This window comes from Pseudomonas ceruminis, from assembly GCF_021602025.1.
In the GTDB taxonomy this organism is placed as follows: Bacteria; Pseudomonadota; Gammaproteobacteria; order Pseudomonadales; family Pseudomonadaceae; genus Aquipseudomonas; species Aquipseudomonas ceruminis.
Window position 1 is genome coordinate 107,326 of the sequence record NZ_BQHW01000018.1, and the last position, 26,554, is coordinate 133,879.

Below are 26,554 nucleotides of genomic sequence, written 5' to 3' on the forward strand. Positions count from 1 at the left end.
CTAATCAGTATGCGCTCCATAGACCCCATATTCAACTGACCTCTCCGTATCCCGGATGCTGGGCTCCCTATTTTCCCGTGGAGTTCCGTCATGATGCGTCCCGACGCCAAAGTGCAGAAGGTCTATCTCTACCCAAAGCCCGTCGACTTCCGCAAATCCATCAATGGACTGGCCGCGCTGGTCGAGCTGGACATCAAGGTGGAGGTGTTCAACCCGGTGCTGTTCGTGTTCCTCAATCGCACGCGCAGCCAGGTCAAGATTCTCTACTGGGAGCGCAATGGCTTCTGCCTGTGGCTCAAGCGACTGGAAGCCGAGCGTTTCAAGACCAAACCCGATGCCGGTGACGAAGCCATCGAACTGACGGTCGACGAACTGAACTGGCTGCTCGACGGTATCGACCTGTGGCGTAACCGTCCGCATCAGGTTCTGACGCCGCGTTACGTGGCCTGAGCCGGTATAATCCGGCGCCATGAAATTTGGCGCCGACAACCTTCCCGACGATCCCGTCCTGCTCAAGGCTCTGATTCTGCAGTTGCAGGAAGAGAACGCCTTGCTGCGCCACAAGCTGTTCTCGCCCAAGTCCGAGCGCAGCCCTGAAGACGCCGACTCGCCGCAGTTGGCCATGTTCAACGAGGTCGAAGAGCTGATCGAAGCGGCCGCTGCGCCAAGCGAAGCCGAAGCCGAAGCCAAAGAAGTCGTTGCGCCGGTCAAGCGCCGTGGCAAACGCAAGCCGCTGCCGGCCAACCTGCCGCGTATGGAGGTCATCCATGAGCTGCCCGAGCACGAGCGCACCTGCGCCTGCGGTTCCTGCAAGCAGGTGATCGGCGAGGAGACCAGCGAGCAGCTGGAGATCATCCCGATGCAGGTGCGGGTCATCCGCCACATCCGCAAGACCTATGCCTGCAAGGCCTGTGAAACCGCGCCGGTCACCGCCGATAAACCGGCACAACTGATCGAGAAGAGCCTGGCCAGCCCCAGCGTGCTGGCGATGCTGCTGACCACCAAGTACGCCGACGGCATTCCGCTGTACCGCTTCGAAAAGATGCTCAGCCGCCACGGCGTCGACATCCCACGGCAGACCCTGGCGCGTTGGGTGATCCAAAGTGGCGAGCAACTGCAACCGCTGCTCAACCTGATGCGCGACAAGCTGCTGGACTACCCCGTGCTGCACTGCGACGAAACGCGCTTGCAGGTGCTGCATGAACCGGGGCGCGACCCCTCGGCACAATCCTGGATGTGGGTGCAAAGCGGTGGGCCGCCGGACAAGCCGGTGATCCTTTTCGACTACACAGCCAGCCGCGCGCAGGAGGTGCCGCTACGCCTGCTCGATGGCTACCGCGGCTACCTGATGACCGACGACTACGCCGGCTACAACGCCGTGGCTGCACGCGACGGCATCGAACGCCTGGGCTGCTGGGCGCATGCGCGACGCAAGTTCGTCGAAGCCCAAAAGGTGCAGCCCAAGGGCAAGACTGGGCGTGCCGACGTGGCGCTGAGCCTGATCAACAAGCTCTACGGCATCGAGCGTGACCTGAAGGACGCTGACCATAGCGAACGCCTCGACGTCCGCCAGCAACGCAGCCAGCCCCTGATCGACCAACTCAAGGCCTGGCTGGACAAAACCCAGCCGCAGGTCGCTGGGCAGACGGCCCTGGGCAAGGCGGTAAACTACTTGGCCAGAAACTGGAGCAGGCTGGTGCGCTACATCGAAGGCGGGCATCTACCGATCGACAACAACCGCGCCGAGAACGCCATCCGTCCCTTCGTCATCGGCCGCAAGAACTGGCTGTTCAGCGACACGCCGAAAGGCGCTACCGCCAGCGCGCAGATCTACAGCCTGATCGAAACTGCCAAAGCCAACGGGCAAGAGCCTTACGCCTGGTTGCGCCACATCCTTGAACGCCTGCCGACTGCCAGTAGCGTCGAGGATTACGAAGCGCTGCTGCCGTGGAACAGCTCGCCAGCTTCTGCCTCTGCTTCCTGAAAAAACCCGTCCGCCAGGACGGGGTTTATGGAGCGGTTACACAGCTGCTATGATGAATGAGATCGAAAACTGAAATCCCCCACTAGAATTGTTGACTGGAGTCAAAATGAATAAAAAGCGGCCGGTTAATCTTGATATTCGAACCATTCAGCTTCCTCTCACGGCGCTTACATCGATTCTGCACCGGATTTCAGGAATTATGCTCTTTATTTTTCTGGGACTGATACTGTATATGCTGAGCAAATCGTTGGAGTCAGAAAAGGGTTTTAATGAAGTCAAGGAGATTTTTTCTTCACCTTTCGGCAAAGTTAGTTTCTGGTTGGTATACTCTTCATTTATTTATCATCTCGTAGCCGGAATTCGACACCTAGTTATGGATGTGGGTGTTGGTCATACTTTGAAAGGCAGCAATCGCGCCTCTACTATTGTTTTAGTAGTGTCGGGTGTTTTAATGGTTGCTGGCGCCGTATGGATTTGGTAGCTGTGGAGTCGTAATGCGTATTTACAAGGACTAAAAGCGTCCTTTAAAGCTAACTTACGAAAGTATTTATAATCGACGGTTCACGCTTAAACGGTTGAATCCTTTCGGGCTTCCGAATAGCTGTTAGCTGAAAGCTATCATGAGCTAAGTTTTCTGTGCATCATCAAATGTGTTAATGGGAGCGCCATAGTACTAGGTACAAATATGGCTCTAGGACAATGTTAGATGTTTTGGATTTTGAGGCGGATCGCTCTTATCGAAGATCGTCTAATTCGCTCTGAAGCGCAGGTTTTTTGAAACTATCACCTGGTTGGCACACTGTGCGAATCAACATCAGATATGAGAAAGCCAATCAGGTGAACACTACCCTCGAGGGCTCATCTGTCCAGTTAAAGCCTCGAGTCTTTCTGGGTGCGCAAAAGACAAGAAGGTTATATGGGAAAATTATGAGGCCTGGATACCATGCGTCATGGGCGTGCCGATGCTGTGAGTGACAGAGCGAGAAGCAAGTGAAAGTCCCTGAAGTAGGGGCGGGATGCGCCCGAGTGGCATTTTTTGTCTTAAGGTAGATCGCGTAGCTGTTCTTCAGAATAATCTTCAGAGCGTTGACGACAGCCATCGCTGTGCATTCCTCAAGAATAGAATGTGTCGGAAGGGTGGCGTCATTGGTGTTAGTCATCGCTTAGGATTTCTCAATCTGGCTTACACGGGCGCCTGTACCGATATCCCCGCGGATGGCGACGTATCGATGTTGAATTCCTCGCCAGACGAAGTGCAATGAGCTGCGGCTATAGGCTTGCGCAGCCTTAGATAGCCGGCCGTCGCAGGCGCGCCGGTTGGCCGGGATCTTCTTCTGCCCGTCAGGTGTCCGGTCGGAACTCCAGCACGAACGCTACGACCTTTTCGGCGGACATTTCGCACGGCTTCAACAATGTCCTATCTGATGTAACGCGGAAGAGGTTGAAGCTGACAATGTCAGTCCCGTCCAACTCCCTGGCGAACAGACTGTTGCGACGTCCGTCCCCAGATCGCCGGACGATCAAGCTGAAACGCCGGCCTTCATAAGTCCCTTCTCTGTATCCCTCCGCAAGCTTCGCGAAAGCGGCATCGAACTCGGAATGCTCCATGTCATCCATCCTTATTGATAGAACAGAGGCGCGGCGGGTGCGAGACCGCCAGTGCCGGGTCGCGCTAAGGTGCCGGGCAGATTCCTGCAGCCGACGAGGCCCGGGGTGGGCAGGATAATTGAGATGTCGGCGCCCGCATGGCTATCAGCGAAGTCGTCCGTCCAGTCTGCTAGGCAACGTCCACGCCTTTCCAGAAAGCGATGTAATCCCGGATACCCTCGGCATCCGGAGTGGGGGCGGGATAGGTCCAAGCGGCGTTCACGTTGAGCGCGTCACCCGCGCGAACATGAAAGAAGCGCGCGGCGCCTTTGATCGGACAGACAGATGTGTGCGGGCTCATCTCAAGCAGGCTCAGGTCGACTCCTGACGGTGGGAAGTAGTGATTTCCCTCGACGATGACTGTTTCGTCGCTTGTGGCGATAGTAGTGTCTTTCCAGATGGCTGAGACCAACGGACTCTCCTTTTGTATTCATCAACCGGCGAAGGCTCGCGGGCTGGCTGCCCCAAGCCGCACCTCCTCAGGTGGCAGGCGGGTTGCGCCCGAGAAGTTTGTCGAGCTCGCCTCTGACATCGAGCGCGAATAGCTCATCGGAGCCACCGATAAGGGTGCCATTGATGAAGATCTGCGGCACGGAGCTTCGCCCCGACGCTTCCGCCATGGCCTGCCGGTGAGCCGGATCCGCCTCAATATCGAGCTCCTTCCATCGCACGCCCTTTTCCTTGAGGAGCGCCTTCGCTCGGCGGCAGAACGGGCACCAATTCGTGGTGTACAGCAATACATCAGTTGTCATATTGCATCTCCGGCAGTTGCACGCGGATCGCTGTCATGGCGTTGATCTCCAATTCGCGGCGTTCAAAGATGGCGACTGCACCTTGGCCGACATCGGAGCAGATGCTGACGATTGGCCGCTATCCAGGCGACATGGCCCAAAGTGCTTTCACCGCCAGGCAGAGGCCGCACGCGCCTCCTGTAGCGCCGAGCCGATGCTCTAAGGTAACCGAGCCTCGATTGGGACGGAAGCGGTCCCGCTCGAATCGCCCATCATGCTGGTCGAGCATATCAGGACGACGGATAGTGCAGGAACTTTCAAATTGAGCTTGATGTCGAGCCAGGTATCGCGAGCGAAGGCGTTCTAGAGGCCGGGGGGTACGAAGACTGTGTTCGGCAAAACGGTTCACGTTGATCGCCAAAGCTTCCCAGGGCGCACGTCTACGATCGGCGCGACGTGAGATAGCTCGCGCCGCTAGCCCCCGTAGCGCTCCGTCTTGATGATGGAGGCGTCCAAGCCCGCCAGCAGCGCGCTATCGGTTGCGATGTTGACGAATCCGTTAGACCCGCAGACGAACACTTGCGTCGGCTTTCCCTGAAGCCTGGTTAGAATTTCTTGGACCATCATGCCGTCGATCCGTCGCGCAAAGTCCGATGCGCGAACCGGTTTCTCGCGCGTAATCGCGAGCGCCAGGACGAACGCCGGATCGCTGATTTCGATGCAATGAAGTTCTTCTGAGAAGAGAACGTCCTCGGCGGTTCGTGCGGACAGGAGCAACGCTGTCGGAACGGCTTGGGCCAATGCGCGGCGCTGCCGGATCATTGCCATCAACGGCACGAGGCCGGAGCCTCCCCCGATCAACAGAACCGGATCTATGGCAGGCTCAGGCCAAAGGAAATGGCCACCGAGCGGACCGCGAACTTCGATTTCGTCACCAATCGCCGCGATTTCGTGAAAAAACGGCGAAACTTCGGCATCCGGCATGCGCTCGATAGCTATCTCGACGATCGGGGTCGAAACTGCCGATGACGCGATCGAGTAGCTGCGCATTGCACTGTAGCCGTCGGGCGCGGTCAGCCGGATATCGACGTGCTGACCTGCGGTGTGCGCGAACGGCTTGCTCAACCGAAGGAAGAAGCTCTTGATACTCGGTGTTTGCTGGATGATGTCGTCGATCACGCATGATTGCCACGAACGGACTTGCGCTTCGTTTTCAGTCATGGGTGTATCGTTGTTCGCGCCACGGATCGCCGTAGATGTGATAGCCGTGCAGCTCCCAAAAGCCGGCCTCGTCACGCGTCGTGAATTGCAGCGCATTCACCCATTTGGCGGATTTCCAGAAGTAAAGGTGCGGCACTAGAAGACGCGCCGGCCCCCCATGATCGCGGGAAAGTGGCTTGCCCGCATAACTGAGGGCGACCATCGCTTTCCCGGAAAGCAGATCCGTCAGAGGGACGTTTGTCGAATAATTATCGTAGCAGTGCGCCAAGACGAAATCGGTAGGCCGATCAAGCTCTGCATCTGCAAGGATGTCTTCAATGAGTACACCCTCCCAAACGGTATCCAGTTTGGACCAAGAGGTGACGCAGTGAATATCCTTTGTCACCTGGGTCTTTGGTAGAGTGTTGAATTCGCCCCAATTCCACGTTTTGACGGGCTTCGGACCAATTTTGACTGTGAATTTCCAGTCGGAGGGCTCTACCCTCGGCGTAGGGCCGGCCGACAGAACAGGGAAATCCTCCACCAGATGCTGACCTGGCGGAATCCGATCGGACTGGTCGCCTGAACCGCGACCGGTGAAACCTCTGGTGACCATAGTGACCCCTCTTGCTCGATACGGCAGACCGAAGCCGGCCTTCATTTCAGTACTCTGCGTAAAGCATTTGCCCGCACATCCGCCGAATAAGCCAATCGACTAAAAATCAGATACAGATGCTCTATCATCGTAAAAAATCGCGTATCGAACATAGCGTCAGGCCAGCATGATTCCCAATACCCAATGGCTATAGGGTAGATAACCCCAAGGCTGCGTACGCTGATCTGCGGTATGCGGAGCGGAAGTTGCAGGTTCGCTCTCAAACGGATGGGCAGCGTGCAAAGCTCAAGGCTCACCAGCGCATGGTTGCCCAGTTCGCGCTCGCCGGCAGCTTGAGTATATTAAGGACGAAATGTCGATCTGATCTATTCTGGCTTCAGGAAATAGGGAAAATAAGGTCGGACGTTCGCGCACCGTCGCGACGCGCGATCATCCACTAAGCTTCTGTATCGGGGTTGGAGGATCAGATGAACGAGATCGAACGACAAGCGCCTGAGCTGCGGGTGCAAAAATGGATTGGCAAAGATGGGGAAAGTATCGCGCCGTTCAAACTGTCAGATATCGGGCCCGGCCCGAAAATCTTGTTTGCCTTCCAGCATTGGTGCCAAGGTTGCCATTTGCATGGGTTTCCGACGCTACAAAAGTTGCATGCAGCGTTGAGCTCAAAAGACGTGGGGTTCGCAGTGATCCAGACCGTCTTCGAAGGAACGCATGAGAATACCTTCGAGAAGTTGCGCGTGAACCAGCTCAAGTATGAGCTTCCTATCGTTTTCGGTCACGACGAGCAACCGACCGGCTCGCCGTTTCCAACCTTCATGGAAGACTACCGCACACGAGGAACTCCGTGGTTTACGGTTATCGACGCTGGCGGTAGCATTGTTTTCTCGGACTTCCATCTCGACGCGGAGCGACTAGTGAAGCAACTTGAGCAAGGTTAATCGTTGGAAGGTGGGCAATCATCCTGATTGCCACCCATCCCCTGATGCCCACTACAGGCGTTGCGCGCTGTAACTCTGTTGATCAGCGTGCGAAAACCCGGATCCGGATAGGAGGAGCGTCAACGATTGAATCAATCCGTTGGGAGAGGGCGGCTCCGCTCCGTCAGCTCGGCAATAGATAACCCATTCTCGCCGAGCAACTCTCTGATCCGATCGACGATATGAGCCCCTAGCGCCGCTGTCTTGGTCCCCCCCACAGATTCCCAAGATGCGAGTTCACACGCCGATACCTCGTGGTCAGCGCCGAAGTGCTTCTGTCGGTATGTCACCGCCGCCCTTCAATGATAAAGGCGCGGTAACGGGAACCGGCAAAGCGATGAGCAGCGATGGTTTGGTAGGCGGGACTGTCATACCAGTCGCGAGCGGCCTGCATCGTCGGGAAACGCAAGATTACGGCCCCTTCGATGGGCGGCCCCTCCAAATGCTGGATCGCGCCATAAGCGGCGAGAAAGGTAACGTCGTGACCATCGAACGATGGTCCGACGCCTGCAGAATAGGTTGCGAGTGCATGTGGGTCGCTGGTTTCTTCCCGCGTAAAGACGACGAACGCTTCCATCATTAGGCCTCTCAAAGGTTGGATCTGTTGGCCATTACCACCGGTGATGGCCTCACAGTCGTCAGGCTGGCAACTGGAACCCGATTTTCATGAGTGCCTCGACGCACGCATCCTGATCCTGCTGATAGTTGCCTCCGGAGATGCCTATGCCGCCGATCAACTTCCCATCCTCCAGAATCGGATAACCGCCGCCGACAGCGACCATCCGAGGGCGATAGGCTAGCGGCGCCACTTTTGGATCGTTGGTCACATAGTCGTTCCAGACATGGGTCGGGAACCCAAACGAGGCGGAACTCCAGGCCTTGTCGATGGCAACATCGACGGTAAGGAACGGCGCATCGTCGGTGCGCTCGAACGCGCGCAGGTTACCGGTGGCGTCGACGACGGCGACGGCAGCCGGGATGCCGATGGCACGGGCCGCAGCGAGCGCCGCGTCGATGAGGGCGACTGCGGTTTCGCGGTTGATCGAGGCGGTGGCAATAGATTTGGTCATGGGATTCTCATCGCTGGGGCATAACCCGTTCGGCTTTTTGAGGTTGGACAAGATGTTTGGCGATCGCGGTCGTTAGAAGCCTTCGAGGACGATCTTGCCTTTAGCCGCGCCACTTTCGATCAGTGCATGCACCGTCTTCAGATTGGCGGCATTGATCGGCGACAGTCGCCGGGTCAGCGTCGTGCGGATTTTGCCGTCGTCAACCAGCGCTGCCATCGCATCCAGAATCTCGCCCTGCTCATTCATGTCGGGCGTGCCGTAGATCGACCGCGTGAACATCAGCTCGTGGTGGATCGACACCGCCTTGCGCTTGAAAACCATGATATCGAATGCCTTGGGATCGTCGATCAGTCCGAACCGTCCTTGTGGGGCGATCAGTTCGGCGATGTCGGCGACATGTTGCTCGGTATGTGTGGTCGAAAAGACGAAAGCGGGAGCACCGATGCCGAGTTCGGCGATCTGTGGCGCGAGCGGACGAGAATGGTCGATGACGTGGTGAGCTCCAAGCCCTCTTACCCACTCTTGGGTTTCCGGTCGAGAGGCTGTGGCGATGACGGTGAGGTCCGTGCGCTGTCGCGCGATCTGGACGGCGATCGACCCAACCCCGCCCGCGCCACCGATGATGAGGATCGCCTCCGCCGCACCGGGTACGGGCTTCGCCACGTCCAGGCGGTCGAACATCGCCTCCCAGGCCGTCAACGTCGTCAGCGGCAGCGCCGCCGCTTCCGCCCAGGAGAGCGACGCAGGTTTGTGACCGACAATCCGGGCGTCGACGAGATGGAACTCCGCATTGGTACCGGGCCGTGTGATCGATCCGGCATAATAGACCTCGTCGCCTAACTCGAACTGCGTGACGTCGGGGCCGACCTCGCGCACAATCCCGGCGGCATCCCATCCCAGCACCTTCCAATCGCCATCTGCCGGCGGCGTGCTGTTGCGGACCTTGTAGTCGACCGGGTTGACCGAGACGGCCTTCACCTCAACCAGGATATCGTATCCTGCAGCGACAGGCCGAGGCAGATTGATGTCGACCAGCGCGGCATCCGCGGCGATGGGTCCCGGAACCTTGTAACCAATGGCTTTCATAAATGTCTCCAGCTTGCTTGATCGGATGACGCGAATGCTCGTTAGTCAACTTCTTCTACATTGAGGTCCCGACTCTTGAACTGGGTCGCGGTAGCAGATTTCATCGAACACGTCGATCAACAGGCCCTTATGCTCGGTCGCCGGATCGGTGATCGCGTAGAGGGTGGAGGCGTTATCGCCATCATCACCGCTTCCGAGGCGAAACGCCGCGTCGACGCAGATGCCGCACGGACCGATGGTTGATCCTGGCTCGAGATCGACGAGATTGCTGTCCTTGACGCGCTATTCGCGGTCTTAGCCCTTGGCGATGAAGGACTGAACTGCTTGTAGAGCGTCGGTCAGCTGCTATGTCATGGACGCACCTTCATCTTGAGTTGGATTGGACAAGCTTCCGTATAAGGCCCGCTGTAACCGTCAGATGACGGCGAAGAAAACGATGGGCAGTATTCACAGCCACTTAGCCTTCTTGAAGCGCACAAATAGGAAAACGCACGATATCGCTATCACTCCGAGCACGACAAAGTATCCGTAGGCCGTGTCCAGCTCCGGCATGTGCTTAAAGTTCATGCCGTATATTCCAGCGATCGCCGTCGGGACTGCCAGTATTGCCGCCCAGGCCGCGAGCTGGCGGGTGACCACACCGATCCTTTGCGCTTCCAGAAGGCTGCTGGCCTCAAAGACCGTGGACAGGACAAGCAGGAGGCCGTCGACCATGGACTGCACGCGGTGGACATGGTCCGCGACGTCGTGGAAATATGGTGTCATTTCGGCGCTGATGCAGGGAAAGTGGCCGCGAACGAGCTTTCGCACCAGCTCGGCCATAGCCCTGAGCGTGCGCTGGAACCGCGTGAGTTCGGACCTTAGTTCGAAGATTCGCGCCACCTCTTCTGGCCCGAGGAAATCGTGCAGCGACCGTCGCTCCATCGCCAGGACGTCGTCCTCGATCATTTCGAAGATGGGCAGATACTGGTCGACCACGCGATGCAAGATCGCGTGCAGCACATAGTCGACACCCTTGCCGAACTGCGTCGGCGATGCCTCGAGTTGCTCCCGAAGTTTGCCCAGCGCTCCGGCATTGCCGTGCCGCACGGTGATAAGGTGATTGTGACCGGTGAAGATCGCCATCTTGCCGTAGCTGATCCGGTCGCCGACCAGCTCGGCGGTCTGCGCGACGACGTACAACTCATCGTTGTAGACCTCGAGCTTGGGCGGGCACAGCGGGTGCATCGCGTTGTCGATCGCCAACGGATGAAGATTATATGTCCTTTGGATCGCGAGTAGTTCCTCGGGGGTGGGTTCGCTAAGCGCGATCCAGCAGAAGCCCGAGCGACTCTCGCCCAACTTGACGTGCTCATCGAGCGCGATTTCGCGAACTCGCTTGCCTTCGTTGTAATAATAGGCGGCGATGATGCTCATGCTGGCCTCGCGGGAATGTGGAGGCCACGCTGGACGGCCGGTCGAGCCAGCCCGCGTCCAAGCCATGCGCGGACGTTCGAAAAGCTGCTGAGGCCAAGGATGTCACCCGCAGCGTAGAATTCCACCAGCGCATTCACCCAGCCGAGCGTCGCGATGTCCGCGATCGAATAGTCGTCGACGATCCAGTCGCGGCCTTCCAGCCGGCGATCCAGAATCCCCAGCAGACGCGTGGATTCGTCGATAAAGCGCTGTTGCGGCCGCTTGTCCTCATAGTCCTTGCCGCCAAATCGCAGGAAGAAGCCGAGCTGACCGAACATCGGCCCGATGGCCGACATCTGAAAGAACACCCACGCTAGGGTCTCGTAACGCTGGCCTGGTTCGGTGGAGATGAACTGACCCGTCTTGTCGGCCAGATAGAGGAGGATCGCACCGGATTCCCATAAGGCGATGGGTCTACCGTCAGGGCCAGCCGGATCGATGATCGCCGGTATGCGTCCGTTCGGGTTCAGCGACACGAACGCCGGATCCTTCGACTCGTTGTTCGAGATGTCGATCAGGTGGGGCTCGTACGCCAGGCCAGTCTCCTCAAGCATGATCGAGACCTTGACGCCATTGGGCGTAGGGGCTGCGTAGAGTTGCAGGCGATCGGGATGAGATGCCGGCCAGCGCTGCGTGATCGGAAAGGACGAGAGGTCTGGCATAAATCTGCGATCCTGGTGTTGCGATGGCGACTGACTGGAACGAGCCGTCACTCTGAAGTAGGGTTCGATGACCGCGTCGCTGAACGACGCGGTCACGAAGATTGCGGACCGGACCGGCGCAGTGGCAACGGCAGTGAAGCCTATTCCGCCGCGGTCCCGGCCGCTGGCTGTACGTCGTCAACCTTTTGGCGCTTCGGAAGCACCCAGCCGGGACGGACGAAGTGGCAGGTGTAGCCGCCCGGGCGCTTCTCCAGATAATCCTGGTGATCGGGCTCGGCCTCCCAGAACTCGCCGACCGGCTGGACCTCGGTCACCACTTTGCCATCCCACAGCCCCGAGGCATCCACATCGGCGATCGTATCCTCGGCGACGCGCTTCTGCTCCTCGTCGACATAATAGATGCCCGACCGGTAGGAGAGCCCACGATCATTGCCCTGGCGGTTCAGCGTCGTCGGATCGTGGATCTGGAAGAAGAATTCCAGGATGTTCCGGTAGCTCGTCACTGTCGGGTCGAAGACAATCTCGATCCCCTCGGCATGCGTGCCGTGATTACGATACGTGGCGTTCGGAATATCGCCGCCCGTGTAACCCACACGGGTCGAGATGATGCCGGGCCGCTTGCGGATCAGATCCTGCATGCCCCAGAAACATCCTCCTGCGAGAACAGCGCGCTGATGCATGTTAAGCCTCCTCTACTTGATCGAGATATTCACCGTATCCCTCGGACTCCATCTCGTCGCGCGGGATGAAGCGAAGGGACGCTGAGTTGATGCAGTACCGCAGACCGCCGCGGTCGGAAGGACCATCGGGGAACACATGGCCGAGATGACTGTCTGCGTGTACTGACCTGACCTCCGTCCGGACCATGCCGTGTGCGCTGTCCCGCACCTCGTTCACGTTTGCCGAAACGATCGGCTTGGTGAAGCTGGGCCAGCCAGTACCCGAATCGAACTTGTCCGTCGAAGCGAACAGTGGCTCTCCCGACACTATGTCGACGTAGATGCCAGGCTCCTTGTTGTCGTTGTACTCGCCCGTGAAGGGCCTTTCGGTGCCCGCCTCCTGGGTAATTCGGTGTTGCTCGGGAGTCAGGTGGTCGATTGCTGTCTGTGACTTTTCAAACTTCATTACAGTCTCCAATACTTATCTAGAGGGCCAGGCACGCTACCGCTAATTTTTTATGTCTCCTGATTTGCTCCTACAATGGTAGTGGGATGGCAAACGAGGTTTTACTAAGTGTTGGAAAATTAGAGATTTAAATTTCGCGTCTATTAATTCTAGCGCAACTGAGTGGTTAAGCAAGTACGTAATCAGTAAATATTAAAAAAATAACACAAAAGCACGATTATATAATACAGTGTCAGTGTTTTATGATAATCAACAACGCCTGTTTAGATGCTGGTAGATGCGAATTTTTTGGCGTACAGTCAAAATTTTCTGATGGTTGCTTAGTGTGTTGGCGCTGATGGAAAATTGACCCACCCTGCCGATTGAAATTTGACCCAGGGCGGATTGCTGATTTTGTTACCAGCAACTGTGGATAAGTCTACCAGCGCAGCTGCTGTTGCCCCCACTCCTTCGCTAGCCCAGTTCAGTTGTTTAAGACCTGCCACACGCAGCCATGTAGCAGGCCGTCGTCGCCATGAAATCAGAACGGCTCATCGTCCTCCGGTTCCTGGCCGCCCTTACGCTTTCGCTCCCGTGATTTGATCTTGGCCTGGGCCGCCAAGCTACTGTGTTGCAGGCGATAGGACTCGTTACCGGTTTCGACGATGTGGCAGTGGTGGGTCAGCCGATCCAGCAGGGCGGTGGTCATCTTGGCGTCGCCGAACACGCTCGACCATTCGGCGAAGCTCAGGTTGGTGGTGATCACCACGCTGGTGTGTTCGTACAGCTTGGATAGCAGGTGAAACAGCAACGCACCGCCGGCCTGGCTGAAGGGCAGATAACCCAGTTCGTCGAGGATGACCAGATCCATGCGCAGCAGAGCTTGGGCGATCCGCCCGGCTTTGCCGTCGTGCTTTTCGCGCTCCAGCAGATTGACCAGATCGACCGTGGAGTAGAAGCGCACGCGCTTGCCGTGCCGGGTGATGCCGGACACGGCCAGCGCAGTGGCCAGGTGGGTTTTACCGGTGCCAGGCCCACCGATCAGCACCACGTTCTGCGCGGTGTCGGTAAAGGCCAGACTGGCCAGTTCGCTGATCAAACGAGCGTCTGCGCTGGAGGCGCTGAAGTCGAAGCCGGCCAGGTCGCGGTGCATCGGCAGCTTGGCCATGTTGGGGAGCCCGCAGAACTCGGAAAAAATCGTACGCTAAGGTTTTCCGAGCTGCCGCAGCGGCCTGAATTTCCCGTCTTCCAGCTTGCGGCTTTGCCGCCAAACGTAATCGCCGGTCAGGTTGATGTGCTCCCAGCCCAATGGCGAAAGGTATTGCAGTAACTCAGGATTAACTGGCTTGCCTGCCTCTTCTCGGGCCTGGGTCGCGCGCTCCAAGTACACGGTGTTCCACAACACGATGGCGGCCGTCACCAGGTTGAGGCCGCTGGCCCGGTAGCGCTGCTGCTCGAAACTCCGATCCCTGATCTCGCCGAGGCGGTTGAAGAACACCGCCCTGGCCAGGGAGTTACGCGCCTCGCCCTTGTTCAATCCGGCATGCACGCGGCGACGCAGTTCCACGCTTTGCAGCCAATCGAGGATGAACAGCGTGCGCTCGATCCGACCCAGCTCGCGCAGAGCCACGGCCAGGCCGTTCTGGCGCGGGTAGCTGCCAAGCTTGCGCAGCATCAGCGATGCGGTGACGGTGCCCTGCTTGATCGACGCGGCCAGCCGCAGAATCTCGTCCCAGTGAGCGCAGACGTGCTTGATGTTCAGGGTTCCGCCGAGCATTGGACGCAGCGTCGGGTAGTCTTGGACGCTATTGGGCACATACAACTTGGTTTCACCGAGGTCGCGGATGCGCGGCGCGAAGCGGAAGCCCAGCAGGTGCATCAGGGCGAAGACGTGATCGGTGAAGCCAGCGGTGTCGGTGTAGTGCTCCTCGATCCGCAGATCGGACTCGTGGTACAGCAGACCGTCGAGCACGTAGGTGGAATCACGCACGCCTACATTCACCACGCGGGTGCTGAACGGCGCGTACTGGTCAGAGATGTGGGTGTAGAACAGCCGTCCTGGCTCGCTACCGTACTTCGGGTTGACGTGGCCGGTGCTCTCGCCTTTACCGCCGGCACGGAAACGCTGGCCATCGGAGGATGAGGTGGTGCCGTCACCCCAGTTGGCGGCGAAGGCATGCCGGAACTGGCTGTTGACCAGCTCGGCCAGGGCCGTCGAGTAGGTTTCGTCACGGATGTGCCAGGCTTGCAACCAGGACAGCTTGGCGTAGGTCATGCCCGGACTCGACTCGGCCATTTTGGTCAGGCCGAGGTTGATGGCATCGCCCAGGATCGCCGTTAGCAGTAGCGTCCGGTCTTTCGCCTGTGCGCCATCCTTCAGGTGCGTGAAGTGGCGGGTGAAGCCCGTCCATTCATCCACATCCATCAGCAGCTCGGTGATCTTGATGCGCGGCAGTAGCTGGCTGGTCTGGTCGATCAGCGCCTGCGCGGTGTTGGGCACCGCGGAATCCAGCGGGGTGATTTTTAGCCCGGACTCGGTGAGGATGGCATCGGGTAGTTCGTTGTCCTTTGCCAGTCGGGTGACAGTGGCCAGCTGCTCGTCCAGCAGCTGCAAACGCTCTTCCAGGTACTGGTCGCTGTTCGGGTTGATCGCGAGTGGCAGCGCCTGTTCCCGCTTGAGTGCGGCGAATTTCTCGGGAGGCAGTAGGTAGTCATCGAAGTCGCGGAACTGCCGCGAGCCTTTGACCCAGATGTCGCCGGAGCGCAGCGCGTTCTTCAACTCGGACAAGGCGCAGATTTCGTAGAAGCGCCGGTCGATGCCTTCCGGGGTGATCACCAGCGGTTTCCAGCGCGGCTTGATGAAGGCGGTCGGTGCGTCGGAGGGCACCTTGCGCAGATTATCGGCATTCATCTCGCGTAGGGTCTGAACGGCATCCAGCACGGCTTGCGCTGCCGTCGCGGCTCGGAGCTGAAGCACCTCCAGAAAGGCTGGGGTGTAGCGGCGTAGCGTAGCGAAGTTCTCGCTGACCAGGTGCAGGTGGTCGAAGGCTTCCGGCCGGGCCAGCAGCTCGGCCTCAGTGACACTCTGGGTGAACTCGTCCCAGGGAATGACCGCCTCGATGGCGGCGAACGGATCGTCACCGGACTCTTTAGCGTCCAGCAGGGCCTGGCCGATCTTCGAGTACAGGCGCACCTTGTCATTGATCGCTTTGCCCTGCTTCTGGAACTGCTGCTGATGCTTGTGTTTCGCGCCACTGAACAGCTTGACCAGGATGCGGTCGTGCAGATCAACCAGTTCATCGATCACGGTCGCGGTGCTTTCCAGTACCACGGCGACCAGCGTGGCATAGCGCCTCTCCGGTTCGAACTTGCCGAGGTCTTGTGGCGTCATCTGCCCGCCCTCGCGGGCGAGCTTCAGCAATCGGTTCTGGTGGATGTGCCGGCCGAGGCTGTCGGGAAGGCCCACCAGTTGGAAAATCTTCAGCCGCTCGATGTGCTCGATCATGTGCCGCGAGTTCGGCTTCAGCGGTGATTGCCGCAACCAGGTCAACCAAGTGCTGTTGCTGCCGGCCTTAATGGTGAGCAGTTCGTCGAGCTTGGCGTGATGCGATGAGTTCAACGGCTCGATCAGGGCGCGATAGACCCGCCGATTGGCGCGTGCAATGGCCTCCGAACACGCCCGGTCAATAACGCTCAGCGTCGGCAGGATGCGCCGCTTCTGGCGCAAGCTCTCCAGCGCCTGCCCGGCCAGCAGCAAGCCCTTGTCGGTCTGCTGGGCCAGCTCGGTCAACTCGCGCACCAGGGCGCGGAAGTCCGACAGACCGAACGGGGCCAGTTGCAGGTAGGTGCGCAGTTCCAGAGCGTGCTCGCGGCGGGTCACGTCGCGCTCACCGTACTTCGCCCAACTCGCGGGGTCGGCTTGGACTTGCTTGGCCACCCACTGGATCACGGGCTCGGGTAGCGCCGTGTCGTTGCCCAGCGCATAACCAGGGTAGCGCAGCAGGCAGAGCTGCACGGCGAAGCCGAGGCGGTTGCCATCGCCCCGCCGTTGACGGATCAGGGATAGGTCGGAGTCGTTGAAGGTGTAGTAGCGGATCAGGTCATCCTGGCTTTCTGGCAGCGCAAGCAGGGTGTCGCGCTCCGTAGCCGAGAGAATCGAGCGACGCGGCATGGTTCAGTCGTCCGTGCGAAGGTACTGGTAGAGGGTTTCACGGCTGATGCCGAACTCGCGTGCGAGCTGAGCCTTCGGCTCGCCGGCAGCGGCCCGCTGCCGCAACGTGATGGCTTGATCGTCGGAGAGAGCTTTCTTGCGGCCCCGGTAAGCACCGCGCTGCTTGGCCAGGGCGATGCCCTCGCGCTGCCGCTCGCGGATCAGGGCGCGCTCGAACTCGGCAAAGGCCCCCATGACCGACAACATGAGGTTGGCCATGGGCGAGTCCTCGCCGGTGAACACCAACCCCTCCTTCAAGAACTCGATGCGCACGCCGCGCTTGGTCAGCCTTTGCACCAGACGGCGCAGATCGTCGAGGTTGCGCGCCAGGCGATCCATGCTGTGCACCACCACGGTATCGCCTTCGCGGACGAATCCGAGCATGGCTTCCAGCTGCGGGCGCTGGGTGTCCTTGCCCGAGGCCTTGTCGGTGAACAGCTTGCCGATCTCGACCTGCTCAAGTTGGCGTTCCGGGTTCTGGTCGTAACTGCTGACCCGAACGTAACCGATGCGTTGTCCCTGCAAGATGCCTCCATAGGCTGGATGGGCGGTAGGGCTTACGTTGGTTTTTGGTTCCATTGCGCCCTAAGCCTTGAATTTGTCAGGTTGGAATCTATGACCTTGGCAAGCATGTGTCAAAGAATGTGAAAGCAGACTCTATTCTGACGGCGCAGCGTGGCCATTCCTGACATCCAGTGTCGTTTTCAGAAGACGGCTGCACTGAACGTCAGAAGCCGACTGCACTATAGCAGCGGAGGGGTTGGATCCATCAGGCAACGACGGGCTGCTGCCGGCCAATAGCCGACAATGACGACACTGGAAATCCCCGCCTGTGAGCGTCGGCTCAGGGCGGGACAGCGTCATCCAGCTACCTGCGCCACTGACTCAGCCTTGTCCAGCCGGCCGCGCCGCACGAACAGACTGACCAGCCGTTGACGGATCGCCACCTGGAGTTCCGCCAGTTGTTCCGGCGTGATGCGAATTTCACCCGCTCGACGAGCGCAACACCGGCGCCGCCTACGCCAAGAACCGGCGAATCGAACTCAAACTCACGAACCGCTGAGCGCCGCGTCACCGCGCTGCTGCGCCAGCCAGTCGCGCGGGGCGCAGCCCATGCGCACGCGGAAGGCGCGCGCCAGAGCGTTCGGGCTGCCGTAGCCGACGCGGTCGGCCACCACCGCCACCGGCCGCCCCTGCTTGAGCAGGGTGCAACTGACGTTCATCCGCCAGTCGGCCAGATAGTCGCCCGGCGTGACGCCCACCGCGTCCTTGAACGCGGCGGCGAAGCGCGCGCGTGACATGCCCGCCTTCGCCGCCAGCGCCTCGAGCGACCACGCGGTCTGCGGCGCATCGTGCATGGCGGTTATGGCGCGCGCGAGTTTCGGGTCGGCCAGGCCCGCCAGCAGTCCGGTGGCGCCAAGCCGCCCATCCATCAGATAACGCAGCAACTGGATCAGTAGCAACTCGTACAAGCGGTCGATGGCGGCCTGCCGACCGCACTGGTCGCGCTCGGCTTCGGCAAACAGCAACTCTAGCGTCGGCCCGAGGCCGGGCAAGTCCGCCAACGGAATCAGCAGCATCGACGGCAAGGCCATGGCCAACGGATTGCCCGTCGAAGCGCCCAGGTCGACCTCCGCACACAACAGCTCAGCGGTATCGCCGGGGGCGGCGACAAAACGATGCGACGCCACGCGCGGATAAAACAGCAGGCTCGGCTCGGTAACCAGCAGATCTTCATGCACGGGCGAACGCGCCGTAATCGGGCCGCGCCGCACCAGATGGATATAGCCATGCGGCGCCGCGTAATGATGCTGCCCACAGAAGGCGCCGCTGTGAAAAACGCGCGCCGAAAGCGAGTAGTGCCGGAGCAAGCCGGCCAGTCGATCCGCCATTCCACTCTCCATATAAGACGATAGGTTACGTATTTGATACTTTACGTGCCATATCGTACCAAACAAAGGGCGATCATGCCCACGTGCTCTTGCACCTCACCCACTACGGAGATAGACATGACCCAAATCGCCCCCCTGACCATCGACACCGCTGACGCCGCTACCGCTGCCACACTCAAGGCCGTCAAAGCCAAGCTTGGCATGGTGCCGAACCTGTTCGCCACGCTGGCCCACGCGCCGGCGGCGCTCAATGGCTACCTCGGCTTGTCCGAAACGCTGGGCACCGGCCGCCTGAATGCCTCCCAGCGCGAGATCGTTGCGCTCGCTGCCGGTCAAGCCAATCGCTGCCAGTATTGCCTGAGCGCACACACCCTGATCGGCAAAGGTGCCGGACTGTCGGCAGAGGCCATCGCCGCGGCCCGCACCGGCCAGGCGGCCAACGCACTTGACGATGCAATCGCCGGCTTTGCCCGCGCGCTGGTCGAGCAACGCGGCGTGGTGTCGGCCGACGCCATGGCCAACTACCGCCGCGCGGGGCTCGACGACGGCCTGATACTGGAAGTGATCGCCAACGTCGCGCTGAACACGCTCACCAACTACACCAACCACATCGCCGACACCACGGTGGATTTCCCCGTGGTCGCCGTCTGATCTCCATAGGCATATAAGGAGAACACGATGAAAATCGCACTCACCGGCGCTCTGCTCGCCAGCGCCCTCGTCCTGCCACTGGCCGTCACGGCCGGCGACTTTTCGCCCTATGTGGGGTCGTCTCAGAAAACGGAAAATAAAGCACTCTAAGAGTCGCTAACACCACTGCCCAAGAGACCCGCATGAAGCAGTTATGCTTCATGCCCTCATGGCAAGACAACCCGTTAGCAAAGAACTGTGGCTGCAGTTGCAGCCCCTGATCCCCACCTTCACTCCCTCCGCCAAAGGTGGCGCACGCAAGCTCGCAGTGAGCGATGAGGCCGCCCTCAACGGCATCTTGTTCGTGTTGCATACCGGCATTCCATGGGAAGACCTCCCACAATCCCTTGGCTATGGCAGCGGCATGACTTGCTGGCGGCGACTTCGGAATTGGAGCGCAGCAGGGGTTTGGCAGAGGTTGCACCAGGCCATGCTGATGCGTTTGCGTGAACACGACCAGATCGATTGGAGCCGGGCCAGTATTGATGGCTCTTCGGTACCAAGCCCCCGGGGGGCCAGGAAACAGGCCCGAACCCCACCGACAGAGGAAAACTCGGCTCCAAGCGGCACATCGTCGTAGACGCCAGAGGCATCCCGCTGGTGGTTCTTGTCAGCGGGGCGAACAGACATGACTCCATGATGTTCGAGCGGTGCTTGGATGCGATCCCTGGCGTTGCAGGCCTGCAGGGTCGACCTCGCAAGCGACCAGCGAAGCTGCATGCTGACAAAGGCTATGACTACAAACGCTGCCGTGCCCATCTGAGGCAGCGAGGCATATCCAGCCGCATTGCCAGGCGCGGCATTGAAAGCAGCGAAAGGCTGGGCAAACATCGCTGGGTAGTGGAGAGGACGCACGGATGGTTTGCTGGCTTTGGCAAACTGCGAATCCGCTTTGAAAGGCGCCTTGACATCCACGAAGCGCTTTTGAAGTTGGCAGCCGCGATCATCTGCGCACGCTTCGTGGATAGGTGGTGTTAGCGGCTCTAAGCCGATGGCGTAGGTGGCACTCATCGTGTCACGTGCGGGCAAGCAGCTTCTCGCCATCGGGGCGCAACTCGCCCTTGGGCGAAATGTGCCGGTACAGGGTCTGCCGTGTGATTCCAAGCTCCAGACACAGGTCACCCACCTTGGTTTCTGGCTGGCCCATCGCGGCCATGGCCAGCCGCAGCTTGGCTGCGGTCATCTTGAACGGACGCCCGCCCTTTCGACCGCGCGCCCGCGCCGACGCCAGGCCGGCAATGGTGCGCTCGGCAATCAGTTCGCGCTCGAACTCGGCTAGTGCCGCAAAGATGCCAAAGACCAGCTTGCCAGCTGCCGTCGTGGTGTCGATGGCAGCGCCATGTCCGGTCAGCACTTTTAGCCCGACACCGCGCCCGGTCATATCGTGCACGGTGTTGATGAGGTGACGCAGGTCCCGACCCAGCCGGTCGAGCTTCCAGACCACCAGCGTGTCACCTGGCCGTAGCGCTTTGAGGCATGCGACCAGACCGGGGCGGTCCTCGCGCTTGCCGGACACCTGATCATCATAGAGGTGGGCCGGATCGACGCCGGCAGCAACCAGCGCATCGCGCTGCAAGTCCGTCCCCTGGGTGCCGTCAGCCTTGGATACCCGCATGTAGCCAATTTGCATATTTTGTCCTGTCACATATACGTTCGATTATGTGACAGTGTGAGCCAGAAAGTTCTCGCCGTCAAAAACTGTCACTTAACCCGTCATTTAGTCTAAGACCTGCAAACGGCCATTCAGGCTCGTAATGTGACAAAAACTCCGGCGGGATGCCCTCCTTGGTGAACGTGGCGCGCAAACGTTCCAGGGATTCGGGGTCGCGTCGCCCGTAGGACGCCAGTGTGAACAGCAAGCGGGCCGTCTCCGGGTTGTGTCGCGCTTCAATGATGGCCTCATCGATGGCCTGGGCTGCTCGTTGCCAGTGGTTGATGGGTTCCGGCTTCGGCACCTTCGCCGGCAGGCCGTTGGTGAAACCAGTGTGCGGCTCCGTCTGAAACAGCGCGGCCTGTTCCCCGCGCGGGATCAGCGCCTTTGACTCGATCAGCGTGATGGCGGTGGCCGCCGCCTCCAGCATCTGCCACTGCACCGCCGGGGCCAGAATCTCGTAGGGACGCCACAGACTCTGCCCGGCGCGCAGCGGATGGCCGCAGCGCTCCCAGACATGGCGGATGCTCGCCGAGCAACTGCCGCAGTGCGAGAGCGGCGTGTTCAGCTCATCAAGCAGGGTGCGCAGCAGCCGGAACCACAAGCCGGCGTGGACACGCCGACGCGGCAGCTCCACAAAACCCGTCGTCAGCGCCTGCCAGGTGCGCCGGTCCATGCAGGCGATTGCGTCATCGGCAGGGCGCGGCGCAGCATCGGCGATTTCCCACTGAAGATACCGGCCGTGCATGCCCCAGTAGGACTCCAGCCAGCAGCCATGCTGCGGGCAGCTCAGCATCAAGGGGAGCTGCCAGACGAGTAGCACAGCTTGATTCGTTGGATCGTTCAGACACTGCGGACACGCCCGGCGAATCGTCTGGCTCGGTAGCCAGGCACGCCAGCGAGTGATGGACCGCACCTTGCGGGTGCGCTTGGGCAGGAGCACCGCGCATTGGAATGTATAGGTTTCCAAGGCTGCTGGTACCGAATCGTCGAGACTGTCGAGCAGCCACGGCACCCAGCCTGCAAGACTCATGCTGCGCAACCGCTCCAGCTCGACGCCACTGCGCTGGCAGAGCGCCGTCAGCAACGACAAGGATGGTGCGGTATCCAGGTCATCAAGTTGGCTGTGACCAAGATCGTGGGCCAGCAGCTCGTGCACGTCCATCTGGTAGCAGGCGGCGACCCGGTTGAGCCATGAGGACAGGGCTTCGCCTTCCTTGGGTGCCGGATGCAGCGGCCAGCGCGGCGCGGACTTCACATCAGTTCCCGCTCGAACTGTCGCCGCCGCTCACTGGGGCCGATGTAGTCGGCCATGCTGAGCGTGCGGTGGTTGATCGCTTCCTCGCCACTCTCCACGGCGGCGACGGCCGCCGCCACCAGCAGATGTGCAAGCTCGCCGATGGTGCCTTCGCTCCGGGTGAGCAGGTAGCGGGCCATGTCCAGCGTGGCAATCGGGGATGGCCGCCGTAGCGGGAGTGACGCCGCGAAGCTGGCCAGCAGCGAGCAGCAGTCCTCATTGGCCTCCCACGGCGGCAGCAGCATCGGCTCGAAGCGGTTTTCCAACTGATCGTCCGAACGGATGGCCAGGTACGCCTCGCGCGTGCCGACCCCGACCAGGGGGATACGCAGCTCGTTGCCGAGGAAGCGCAGCAGGTTGAGGAACTCGCGCCGGTTAACGCTGTTGCCAGCCAGTACATTGTGCAGTTCGTCGATCACCAGCATGCGCACGCCGACCTTGCGCAGCAGGGCCAGCGCCAGTTGCTCCATTTCCGGCAGCCGTGGGCGCGGGCGCAGCGGCGCGCCCATCGCAGCCAGCAGCGCGACATAGAAGCGGATCACCGATGGCTCTGACGGCATCTGCACGACCAGCACCGGGATATGTTCTTGGTCAGCGTCGGTGCCGACCGGGTGCGCCCGCCGGAATTTCTCGACGATCATCGACTTGCCGTTGTTGGTGGGGCCGACCAGCAGCAGGTTTGGCATGCGTTGCTTGTTCGGCCACGCATACAGAGTTTCCAGCCGGTTCAGCGCCTCGACCGCGCGCGGGTAGCCGATCCAGCGGTCGGCGCGAATGCGCTGGATGCGCTCGTCTGCCGGCAGCCTGGCCAAACCCTGTGCCGCTGGCAGCAGGTGGGACAGGTCAATGACGGGATATTCGTCCACGGCTACCACTCCTCGATCTGATCGAACGGTTTGGCCGGCGGCAGGTTGTCTGCCTGCGGGTCAGCCATGTCCACATCCGGCGGTATGGGCTTGGCCGGTGGCTCCGACGTCTTGAGGTGCTGGCGGCGATCAGCGTCGCGCCGCGCCTTGCGCGTGGCCTTCTGGGCGGTGGTCACGATCTCGCGCATCTGCCCGATCATGCGGAACAGCGCCGACTCGTCCACCTGCTCGCGCCCGAGCTGACGCAATTTGGCCAGCGCCTGGCGTTGTTCCCAGAGGGTGACGGCCGGATGGGACAAGGTGCGGTAGTGGATCTCCAGATAGTGCTGACCTTCCGGTTCCAGTACCCAGATGCGGCTGATGTCGCGCGGATCGCGCCGGATCAGGAAGGCGGGCAAGCGCTCGCGCCGGGCAATCCACGGCTTGAGGGCGTCGGCGTAGTAGTGGATGTGGTCGATGACAAAGCCGGTGCGGGTCAGGGTGCGGCGGATCACCGGCAGGAAATCGACCAAAAACGCGGTGGGGCGGGTAACGACGGCCGGGACGCCAACGCGCTCCACGGCCTCGGCCCAGCGCGCGGCCGGCGGCTGGAGCAGGCCGTTGTGCACGGAGCCGTGATAGGTGCCTACCGCCAACGCGAGCCAGCGCTCCAGCTCGCGCAGCGTCAGGGTGGCCATCTTCTCGGAATCGTACTCGCCGCGCTGGCCGGGATTGGAGAAGGTCGTCCCCGGTAATTCGTCGTGGATCATCTGCATCGCCGTGCCGATGATCCGTTCCACGATGCCGCCGTAGTGCGGCTGGCCTGGTGGGCGATAGTCCAGCCGGATGCCATGCTGTTCGCAGCCACGGCGCAGCGCTTCGCTTTTGAACTCGGCCGCGTTGTCCAGATAGAGCAGCCTGGGCTTGCCGCTCATCGGCCAGTCCATTTCCACATTCAGCCCTTCCAGCCAGGGCCGCTTGTCGCAGGCGGCATGCGCGAGGCATAGGCCGACCGAGACGGCGGACGGCGCTTCCAGCGTGACCACCATGCCGAGTACGCAGCGCGTGAACACGTCGATGGCGAGGGTCAAATATGGGCGGCCAATCGGTTGCCGGTCGCGCTCGTCGACCACGATCAGGTCGATGACGGTGTGGTCGATCTGCACCTGTTCCAGCGGCATGGTGACTTCGGGCGGAATGCCACCCGCGCCTTGCAAGGGACGGGCAGCGTCCTGCCCGCCCCGGCTGCGGGCTATTTTCGCCGGGTGTAGTCCGGCAATCCGCTGGGCCACGGTGTTGCGCGCCGGCACCGGCAGCTTCTGGGTTTTGCACGCCTGCGCGACTTCGCGGTGGAACGCCGCCAGGCTGCGTTTCTGCTTGGTCAGGAAGCGCTTTTGCAGCAGCTCGCGGATGATGCGCTCGACCGGTTCCGGCAAGCGCCCCTTGCCTTTGCCGCCGCCGGATCGGCCGGGCGTCAGGTCTGTTACCAGGCCAGTACCCTGCCGGGCGCGACGGATCAGGACATATACCTGTCGCCGGGACAGGCCCAGCGCTTGGGCTGCCTCATCGGCGGCTTCATGCCCGACCACCTCAAGCGCTGCCAGTGGCCCGATGATTTCCGTCCGGTGCCGGGCTTGCGCCCATGCCTCGTCGGGCAGGGTGGCCACGCCTTGCGCGGCAATCGGTGGAGTGTCTGATGTCATGCCCAAACCTCGCTTTGGTGCACACGAGTATTGAGCATAGTCGAGATTGGTGCAGACGACTCCTGATATTGGGCTGTCAGGAGCCGTATGCACACCAGGCGTTACATCCAGTCAGATGGTGCGGTCGTCTTCTGAAAACGACAGGCGCAGCGTGGCCATTCCTGACATCCAGTTAGGGTATAGCCTAGATTGACATGCGCGATGCAACCCTTAACTTGCTTGCACCTATCGTTTCCATGCTAGCTTTATCGTAACGCTAAAGAAATTGGGCTTAATGCCGAATACAATAAAATAAAACAGCCAACCCTTGAGGCTCTTATGCGCCAGAATTTACCAGTGACGGGTCGAAACTTAGAACTCCCAAAAGATACCAATATTCTTTCGACTACCTCCCCTCAAAGCCATATCACGTACATTAATCCTGACTTCATTAAAATCAGTGGTTTCACTGAGGAAGAACTATTAGGCCAGCCTCACAACATCGTAAGACACCCAGATATGCCGCCTGCTGCATTTGAGCATATGTGGAGTACATTAAAATCTGGCCGCTCATGGATGGGGCTAATAAAAAATCGCTGTAAAAATGGCGACCACTATTGGGTAAGTGCTTATGTAACGCCAATAGCTAAGAATGGTTCGATTGTTGAATACCAGTCTGTAAGGACCAAGCCTGAACCTGAGCAGGTTTTGGCTGCGGAAAAATTATATGCTCAATTGAGAAGCGGGAAGGCCGCGAGGCCGAAATGGGCTGCTAGCTTTTCCGTGAAAATACTCTTGCTCATATGGGGTAGTATTATATCAAGCGCAATGGCTGCCGGCATGCTTACTGATACATCAATAAGCAGCTTATTGTTAGCTACTTTAATGTCAGGAAGCTTAAGCTCTGTTAGTGTTTTGGCTATTCTCTCTCCTCTTGGAAGACTGGTTGAAAGAGCCAGGAATATTTCCAATAACCCATTAAGTCAATCCCTCTACACTGGGCGCACCGATGAGTTTGGCCAAATAGAGTTTGCTTTACGAATGATGCAAGCTGAAACAGGCAGCGTAGTAGGTCGCATAGGTGATGCATCAAATCGGCTTAGCGAACACACCCAAAGCCTACTAAAGGATATTGAGTCAAGCAATGTACTTACAGTTGAGCAGCAGGCAGAGACAGATCAAATAGCAACGGCAGTAAACCAAATGGCGGCAAGCATTCAAGAGGTTGCGAGCAATGCACAGCATGCTGCAGATGCGGCCGGAAGAGCAGACACTGAGACGGCATCTGGCCAGCGTCTGGTAGCCCACACAAGCCAGTCAATCATTGCCCTTGAAGGTGAAATTAGGCAAGCCGCTCAGGTTATTCATGAGCTTGAAGGTCAAAGTAACGAGATATCAAAAGTTCTTGACGTTATACGAGGGATCGCCGAGCAAACGAATTTGTTGGCACTCAACGCAGCAATTGAGGCCGCGCGTGCTGGTGAGCAGGGGCGTGGTTTTGCTGTTGTCGCCGATGAGGTTCGCAGTCTTGCTGCTCGCACCCAGCAATCGACAACGGATATTCAAAGCATGATCAGCGCTCTACAAGAGCGAGCGCAATCCGCTGTTACAGTCATGGAGCAAAGTAGGGCGGTCTCAGTGACCAAGTGCAACACCCGAGGTAAGGTGCTGCATGACTACTCACTACACCCACTTGACCATCGAAGAGCGCGTAACGCTAATGATCATGCGTATGCAAGGCGCCTCGCTGCGAGC

At 59.7% G+C, this 26,554-nt stretch carries 28 protein-coding genes and 1 pseudogene; 9 read left to right on the plus strand and 20 right to left on the minus strand.

Translation table 11 applies throughout. The annotated features are described in order from the left end of the window. The first annotated feature begins 90 nt into the window (after nucleotides 1-90). The 3 genes from tnpB to sdhC all read left to right on the plus strand — a co-directional run bounded on the left by tnpB (nucleotide 91) and on the right by sdhC (nucleotide 2,465). Complete coding sequence (gene tnpB / locus L6D80_RS20130; protein ID WP_003458507.1) at nucleotides 91-450, plus strand: IS66 family insertion sequence element accessory protein TnpB; 360 nt, start codon at nucleotides 91-93, stop codon at nucleotides 448-450. 19 nt (nucleotides 451-469) lie between these two features. Beyond that, nucleotides 470-1,984: an IS66 family transposase gene (tnpC, locus tag L6D80_RS20135; protein WP_082425862.1), complete on the plus strand. Its 1,515-nt coding sequence runs from the start codon at nucleotides 470-472 to the stop codon at nucleotides 1,982-1,984. Between the two features lie 106 nt (nucleotides 1,985-2,090). Next, nucleotides 2,091-2,465 (plus strand): succinate dehydrogenase, cytochrome b556 subunit, encoded by a 375-nt coding sequence (gene sdhC, locus L6D80_RS20140; RefSeq protein ID WP_005005993.1) that lies wholly within the window; start codon nucleotides 2,091-2,093, stop codon nucleotides 2,463-2,465. 860 nt (nucleotides 2,466-3,325) lie between these two features. On the opposite strand, the gene L6D80_RS20145 is transcribed toward sdhC, so the two are convergent. The 5 genes from L6D80_RS20145 to L6D80_RS20165 all read right to left on the minus strand — a co-directional run bounded on the left by L6D80_RS20145 (nucleotide 3,326) and on the right by L6D80_RS20165 (nucleotide 6,223). After that, nucleotides 3,326-3,592 (minus strand): hypothetical protein, encoded by a 267-nt coding sequence (locus L6D80_RS20145; protein ID WP_003464988.1) that lies wholly within the window; start codon nucleotides 3,590-3,592, stop codon nucleotides 3,326-3,328. A 169-nt stretch (nucleotides 3,593-3,761) separates the two neighbouring features. After that, a complete protein-coding gene (locus tag L6D80_RS20150) occupies nucleotides 3,762-4,043 on the minus strand; it encodes a DUF427 domain-containing protein (protein WP_003464986.1) in 282 nt (93 codons plus the stop codon). A 67-nt stretch (nucleotides 4,044-4,110) separates the two neighbouring features. Then, a complete protein-coding gene (grxC, locus tag L6D80_RS20155; RefSeq protein ID WP_005005995.1) occupies nucleotides 4,111-4,383 on the minus strand; it encodes a glutaredoxin 3 in 273 nt (90 codons plus the stop codon). 453 nt (nucleotides 4,384-4,836) lie between these two features. Next, a complete protein-coding gene (locus L6D80_RS20160) occupies nucleotides 4,837-5,583 on the minus strand; it encodes a ferredoxin reductase (protein WP_054882084.1) in 747 nt (248 codons plus the stop codon). Continuing rightward, nucleotides 5,576-6,223 carry a sulfite oxidase-like oxidoreductase gene (locus tag L6D80_RS20165; RefSeq protein ID WP_002118288.1) on the minus strand — a complete coding sequence of 216 codons (648 nt, stop codon included), beginning with the start codon at nucleotides 6,221-6,223 and terminating at the stop codon, nucleotides 5,576-5,578. Before L6D80_RS20165 ends, L6D80_RS20160 begins: the two co-directional genes overlap by 8 nt. A gap of 422 nt (nucleotides 6,224-6,645) precedes the next feature. Here L6D80_RS20165 and L6D80_RS20170 point away from each other — a divergent pair, with 422 nt between their 5' ends. Continuing rightward, nucleotides 6,646-7,116, plus strand: coding sequence for a TlpA family protein disulfide reductase (locus tag L6D80_RS20170; RefSeq protein WP_003464979.1), 471 nt, complete (start codon nucleotides 6,646-6,648; stop codon nucleotides 7,114-7,116). Between the two features lie 325 nt (nucleotides 7,117-7,441). Here L6D80_RS20170 and L6D80_RS20175 read toward each other — a convergent pair whose 3' ends face one another. The 3 genes from L6D80_RS20175 to L6D80_RS20185 all read right to left on the minus strand — a co-directional run bounded on the left by L6D80_RS20175 (nucleotide 7,442) and on the right by L6D80_RS20185 (nucleotide 9,311). Continuing rightward, a complete protein-coding gene (locus tag L6D80_RS20175; protein ID WP_003464978.1) occupies nucleotides 7,442-7,735 on the minus strand; it encodes a DUF1330 domain-containing protein in 294 nt (97 codons plus the stop codon). A 58-nt stretch (nucleotides 7,736-7,793) separates the two neighbouring features. Continuing rightward, complete coding sequence (locus L6D80_RS20180; protein WP_005006001.1) at nucleotides 7,794-8,225, minus strand: GlcG/HbpS family heme-binding protein; 432 nt, start codon at nucleotides 8,223-8,225, stop codon at nucleotides 7,794-7,796. Nucleotides 8,226-8,297: 72 nt separating this feature from the next. Next, entirely contained in the window at nucleotides 8,298-9,311 is a 1,014-nt protein-coding gene (locus L6D80_RS20185) for a zinc-binding alcohol dehydrogenase family protein (protein WP_002118279.1), read from the minus strand. Nucleotides 9,312-9,386: 75 nt separating this feature from the next. Here L6D80_RS20185 and L6D80_RS20190 point away from each other — a divergent pair, with 75 nt between their 5' ends. Then, a complete protein-coding gene (locus L6D80_RS20190; protein WP_016487060.1) occupies nucleotides 9,387-9,554 on the plus strand; it encodes a hypothetical protein in 168 nt (55 codons plus the stop codon). Between the two features lie 204 nt (nucleotides 9,555-9,758). Here L6D80_RS20190 and L6D80_RS20195 read toward each other — a convergent pair whose 3' ends face one another. The 8 genes and pseudogenes from L6D80_RS20195 to L6D80_RS20230 form a co-directional block, all read right to left on the minus strand. Continuing rightward, nucleotides 9,759-10,727 carry a magnesium and cobalt transport protein CorA gene (locus L6D80_RS20195; protein ID WP_011979111.1) on the minus strand — a complete coding sequence of 323 codons (969 nt, stop codon included), beginning with the start codon at nucleotides 10,725-10,727 and terminating at the stop codon, nucleotides 9,759-9,761. After that, nucleotides 10,724-11,428, minus strand: coding sequence for a glutathione S-transferase N-terminal domain-containing protein (locus L6D80_RS20200; protein WP_003464969.1), 705 nt, complete (start codon nucleotides 11,426-11,428; stop codon nucleotides 10,724-10,726). The genes L6D80_RS20195 and L6D80_RS20200 overlap by 4 nt, the downstream gene beginning before the upstream one ends. A gap of 140 nt (nucleotides 11,429-11,568) precedes the next feature. Then, complete coding sequence (msrA, locus tag L6D80_RS20205) at nucleotides 11,569-12,108, minus strand: peptide-methionine (S)-S-oxide reductase MsrA (protein ID WP_003464967.1); 540 nt, start codon at nucleotides 12,106-12,108, stop codon at nucleotides 11,569-11,571. Nucleotide 12,109: 1 nt separating this feature from the next. Further along, a complete protein-coding gene (gene msrB, locus L6D80_RS20210) occupies nucleotides 12,110-12,553 on the minus strand; it encodes a peptide-methionine (R)-S-oxide reductase MsrB (protein ID WP_003464965.1) in 444 nt (147 codons plus the stop codon). Between the two features lie 520 nt (nucleotides 12,554-13,073). Beyond that, nucleotides 13,074-13,703: pseudogene (gene istB, locus L6D80_RS20215) on the minus strand (IS21-like element ISPst3 family helper ATPase IstB); the annotation flags it as partial. Nucleotides 13,704-13,736: 33 nt separating this feature from the next. Next, on the minus strand, nucleotides 13,737-16,703 hold the full coding sequence (locus L6D80_RS20220) for a Tn3-like element ISPa40 family transposase (RefSeq protein WP_176515366.1): 2,967 nt from the start codon (nucleotides 16,701-16,703) through the stop codon (nucleotides 13,737-13,739). A 3-nt stretch (nucleotides 16,704-16,706) separates the two neighbouring features. Next, entirely contained in the window at nucleotides 16,707-17,267 is a 561-nt protein-coding gene (locus tag L6D80_RS20225) for a recombinase family protein (RefSeq protein ID WP_003117272.1), read from the minus strand. Between the two features lie 524 nt (nucleotides 17,268-17,791). Beyond that, nucleotides 17,792-18,634, minus strand: a complete 843-nt coding sequence (locus tag L6D80_RS20230; RefSeq protein WP_047306875.1) for a helix-turn-helix transcriptional regulator — start codon at nucleotides 18,632-18,634, stop codon at nucleotides 17,792-17,794. Nucleotides 18,635-18,709: 75 nt separating this feature from the next. On the opposite strand from L6D80_RS20230, the gene L6D80_RS20235 reads away from it, so the two are divergent. The 3 genes from L6D80_RS20235 (at nucleotide 18,710) to L6D80_RS20240 (ending at nucleotide 20,302) form a co-directional block, all read left to right on the plus strand. Beyond that, nucleotides 18,710-19,285, plus strand: a complete 576-nt coding sequence (locus tag L6D80_RS20235; RefSeq protein WP_003464997.1) for a carboxymuconolactone decarboxylase family protein — start codon at nucleotides 18,710-18,712, stop codon at nucleotides 19,283-19,285. A gap of 27 nt (nucleotides 19,286-19,312) precedes the next feature. Beyond that, nucleotides 19,313-19,435, plus strand: coding sequence for a hypothetical protein (locus tag L6D80_RS30120; protein WP_256213827.1), 123 nt, complete (start codon nucleotides 19,313-19,315; stop codon nucleotides 19,433-19,435). A 58-nt stretch (nucleotides 19,436-19,493) separates the two neighbouring features. Beyond that, a protein-coding gene (locus tag L6D80_RS20240) for an IS5 family transposase (protein ID WP_099421609.1) occupies nucleotides 19,494-20,302 on the plus strand; the annotation gives its coding sequence in 2 pieces (ribosomal slippage) (nucleotides 19,494-19,824 and nucleotides 19,824-20,302; 810 coding nt in all). Nucleotides 20,303-20,339: 37 nt separating this feature from the next. Here L6D80_RS20240 and L6D80_RS20245 read toward each other — a convergent pair. From L6D80_RS20245 to L6D80_RS20260, 4 genes are all read right to left on the minus strand, one after another. Beyond that, nucleotides 20,340-20,954, minus strand: coding sequence for a recombinase family protein (locus tag L6D80_RS20245; protein ID WP_047306878.1), 615 nt, complete (start codon nucleotides 20,952-20,954; stop codon nucleotides 20,340-20,342). Between the two features lie 61 nt (nucleotides 20,955-21,015). Continuing rightward, nucleotides 21,016-22,233 carry a TniQ family protein gene (locus L6D80_RS20250; protein ID WP_054471483.1) on the minus strand — a complete coding sequence of 406 codons (1,218 nt, stop codon included), beginning with the start codon at nucleotides 22,231-22,233 and terminating at the stop codon, nucleotides 21,016-21,018. Continuing rightward, entirely contained in the window at nucleotides 22,230-23,138 is a 909-nt protein-coding gene (locus tag L6D80_RS20255; RefSeq protein WP_003465065.1) for a TniB family NTP-binding protein, read from the minus strand. Before L6D80_RS20255 ends, L6D80_RS20250 begins: the two co-directional genes overlap by 4 nt. Nucleotides 23,139-23,140: 2 nt before the next feature. Then, entirely contained in the window at nucleotides 23,141-24,820 is a 1,680-nt protein-coding gene (locus tag L6D80_RS20260) for a Mu transposase C-terminal domain-containing protein (protein WP_003465068.1), read from the minus strand. Nucleotides 24,821-25,138: 318 nt separating this feature from the next. Between L6D80_RS20260 and L6D80_RS20265 the strand changes: the two genes are divergently transcribed. After that, nucleotides 25,139-26,554 (plus strand): methyl-accepting chemotaxis protein (locus tag L6D80_RS20265; RefSeq protein ID WP_373876110.1); only part of this gene is annotated, 1,416 nt, incomplete at its 3' end.

Coding starts and splice junctions, on each gene's coding strand:
- tnpC (WP_082425862.1), top strand. CDS start 470: ATGAAATTTGGCGCCGACAACCTTCCCGACGATCCCGTCCTGCTCAAG.
- L6D80_RS30120 (WP_256213827.1), top strand. CDS start 19,313: ATGAAAATCGCACTCACCGGCGCTCTGCTCGCCAGCGCCCTCGTCCTG.
- L6D80_RS20220 (WP_176515366.1), bottom strand. CDS start 16,703: ATGCCGCGTCGCTCGATTCTCTCGGCTACGGAGCGCGACACCCTGCTT.
- msrA (WP_003464967.1), bottom strand. CDS start 12,108: ATGCATCAGCGCGCTGTTCTCGCAGGAGGATGTTTCTGGGGCATGCAG.
- L6D80_RS20145 (WP_003464988.1), bottom strand. CDS start 3,592: ATGGAGCATTCCGAGTTCGATGCCGCTTTCGCGAAGCTTGCGGAGGGA.
- msrB (WP_003464965.1), bottom strand. CDS start 12,553: ATGAAGTTTGAAAAGTCACAGACAGCAATCGACCACCTGACTCCCGAG.
- L6D80_RS20165 (WP_002118288.1), bottom strand. CDS start 6,223: ATGAAGGCCGGCTTCGGTCTGCCGTATCGAGCAAGAGGGGTCACTATG.
- L6D80_RS20245 (WP_047306878.1), bottom strand. CDS start 20,954: ATGCAAATTGGCTACATGCGGGTATCCAAGGCTGACGGCACCCAGGGG.
- grxC (WP_005005995.1), bottom strand. CDS start 4,383: ATGACAACTGATGTATTGCTGTACACCACGAATTGGTGCCCGTTCTGC.
- L6D80_RS20170 (WP_003464979.1), top strand. CDS start 6,646: ATGAACGAGATCGAACGACAAGCGCCTGAGCTGCGGGTGCAAAAATGG.
- L6D80_RS20200 (WP_003464969.1), bottom strand. CDS start 11,428: ATGCCAGACCTCTCGTCCTTTCCGATCACGCAGCGCTGGCCGGCATCT.
- L6D80_RS20230 (WP_047306875.1), bottom strand. CDS start 18,634: ATGGCGGATCGACTGGCCGGCTTGCTCCGGCACTACTCGCTTTCGGCG.
- L6D80_RS20185 (WP_002118279.1), bottom strand. CDS start 9,311: ATGAAAGCCATTGGTTACAAGGTTCCGGGACCCATCGCCGCGGATGCC.
- L6D80_RS20160 (WP_054882084.1), bottom strand. CDS start 5,583: ATGACTGAAAACGAAGCGCAAGTCCGTTCGTGGCAATCATGCGTGATC.
- L6D80_RS20175 (WP_003464978.1), bottom strand. CDS start 7,735: ATGATGGAAGCGTTCGTCGTCTTTACGCGGGAAGAAACCAGCGACCCA.
- L6D80_RS20195 (WP_011979111.1), bottom strand. CDS start 10,727: ATGAGCATCATCGCCGCCTATTATTACAACGAAGGCAAGCGAGTTCGC.
- L6D80_RS20235 (WP_003464997.1), top strand. CDS start 18,710: ATGCCCACGTGCTCTTGCACCTCACCCACTACGGAGATAGACATGACC.
- sdhC (WP_005005993.1), top strand. CDS start 2,091: ATGAATAAAAAGCGGCCGGTTAATCTTGATATTCGAACCATTCAGCTT.
- tnpB (WP_003458507.1), top strand. CDS start 91: ATGATGCGTCCCGACGCCAAAGTGCAGAAGGTCTATCTCTACCCAAAG.
- L6D80_RS20260 (WP_003465068.1), bottom strand. CDS start 24,820: ATGACATCAGACACTCCACCGATTGCCGCGCAAGGCGTGGCCACCCTG.
- L6D80_RS20180 (WP_005006001.1), bottom strand. CDS start 8,225: ATGACCAAATCTATTGCCACCGCCTCGATCAACCGCGAAACCGCAGTC.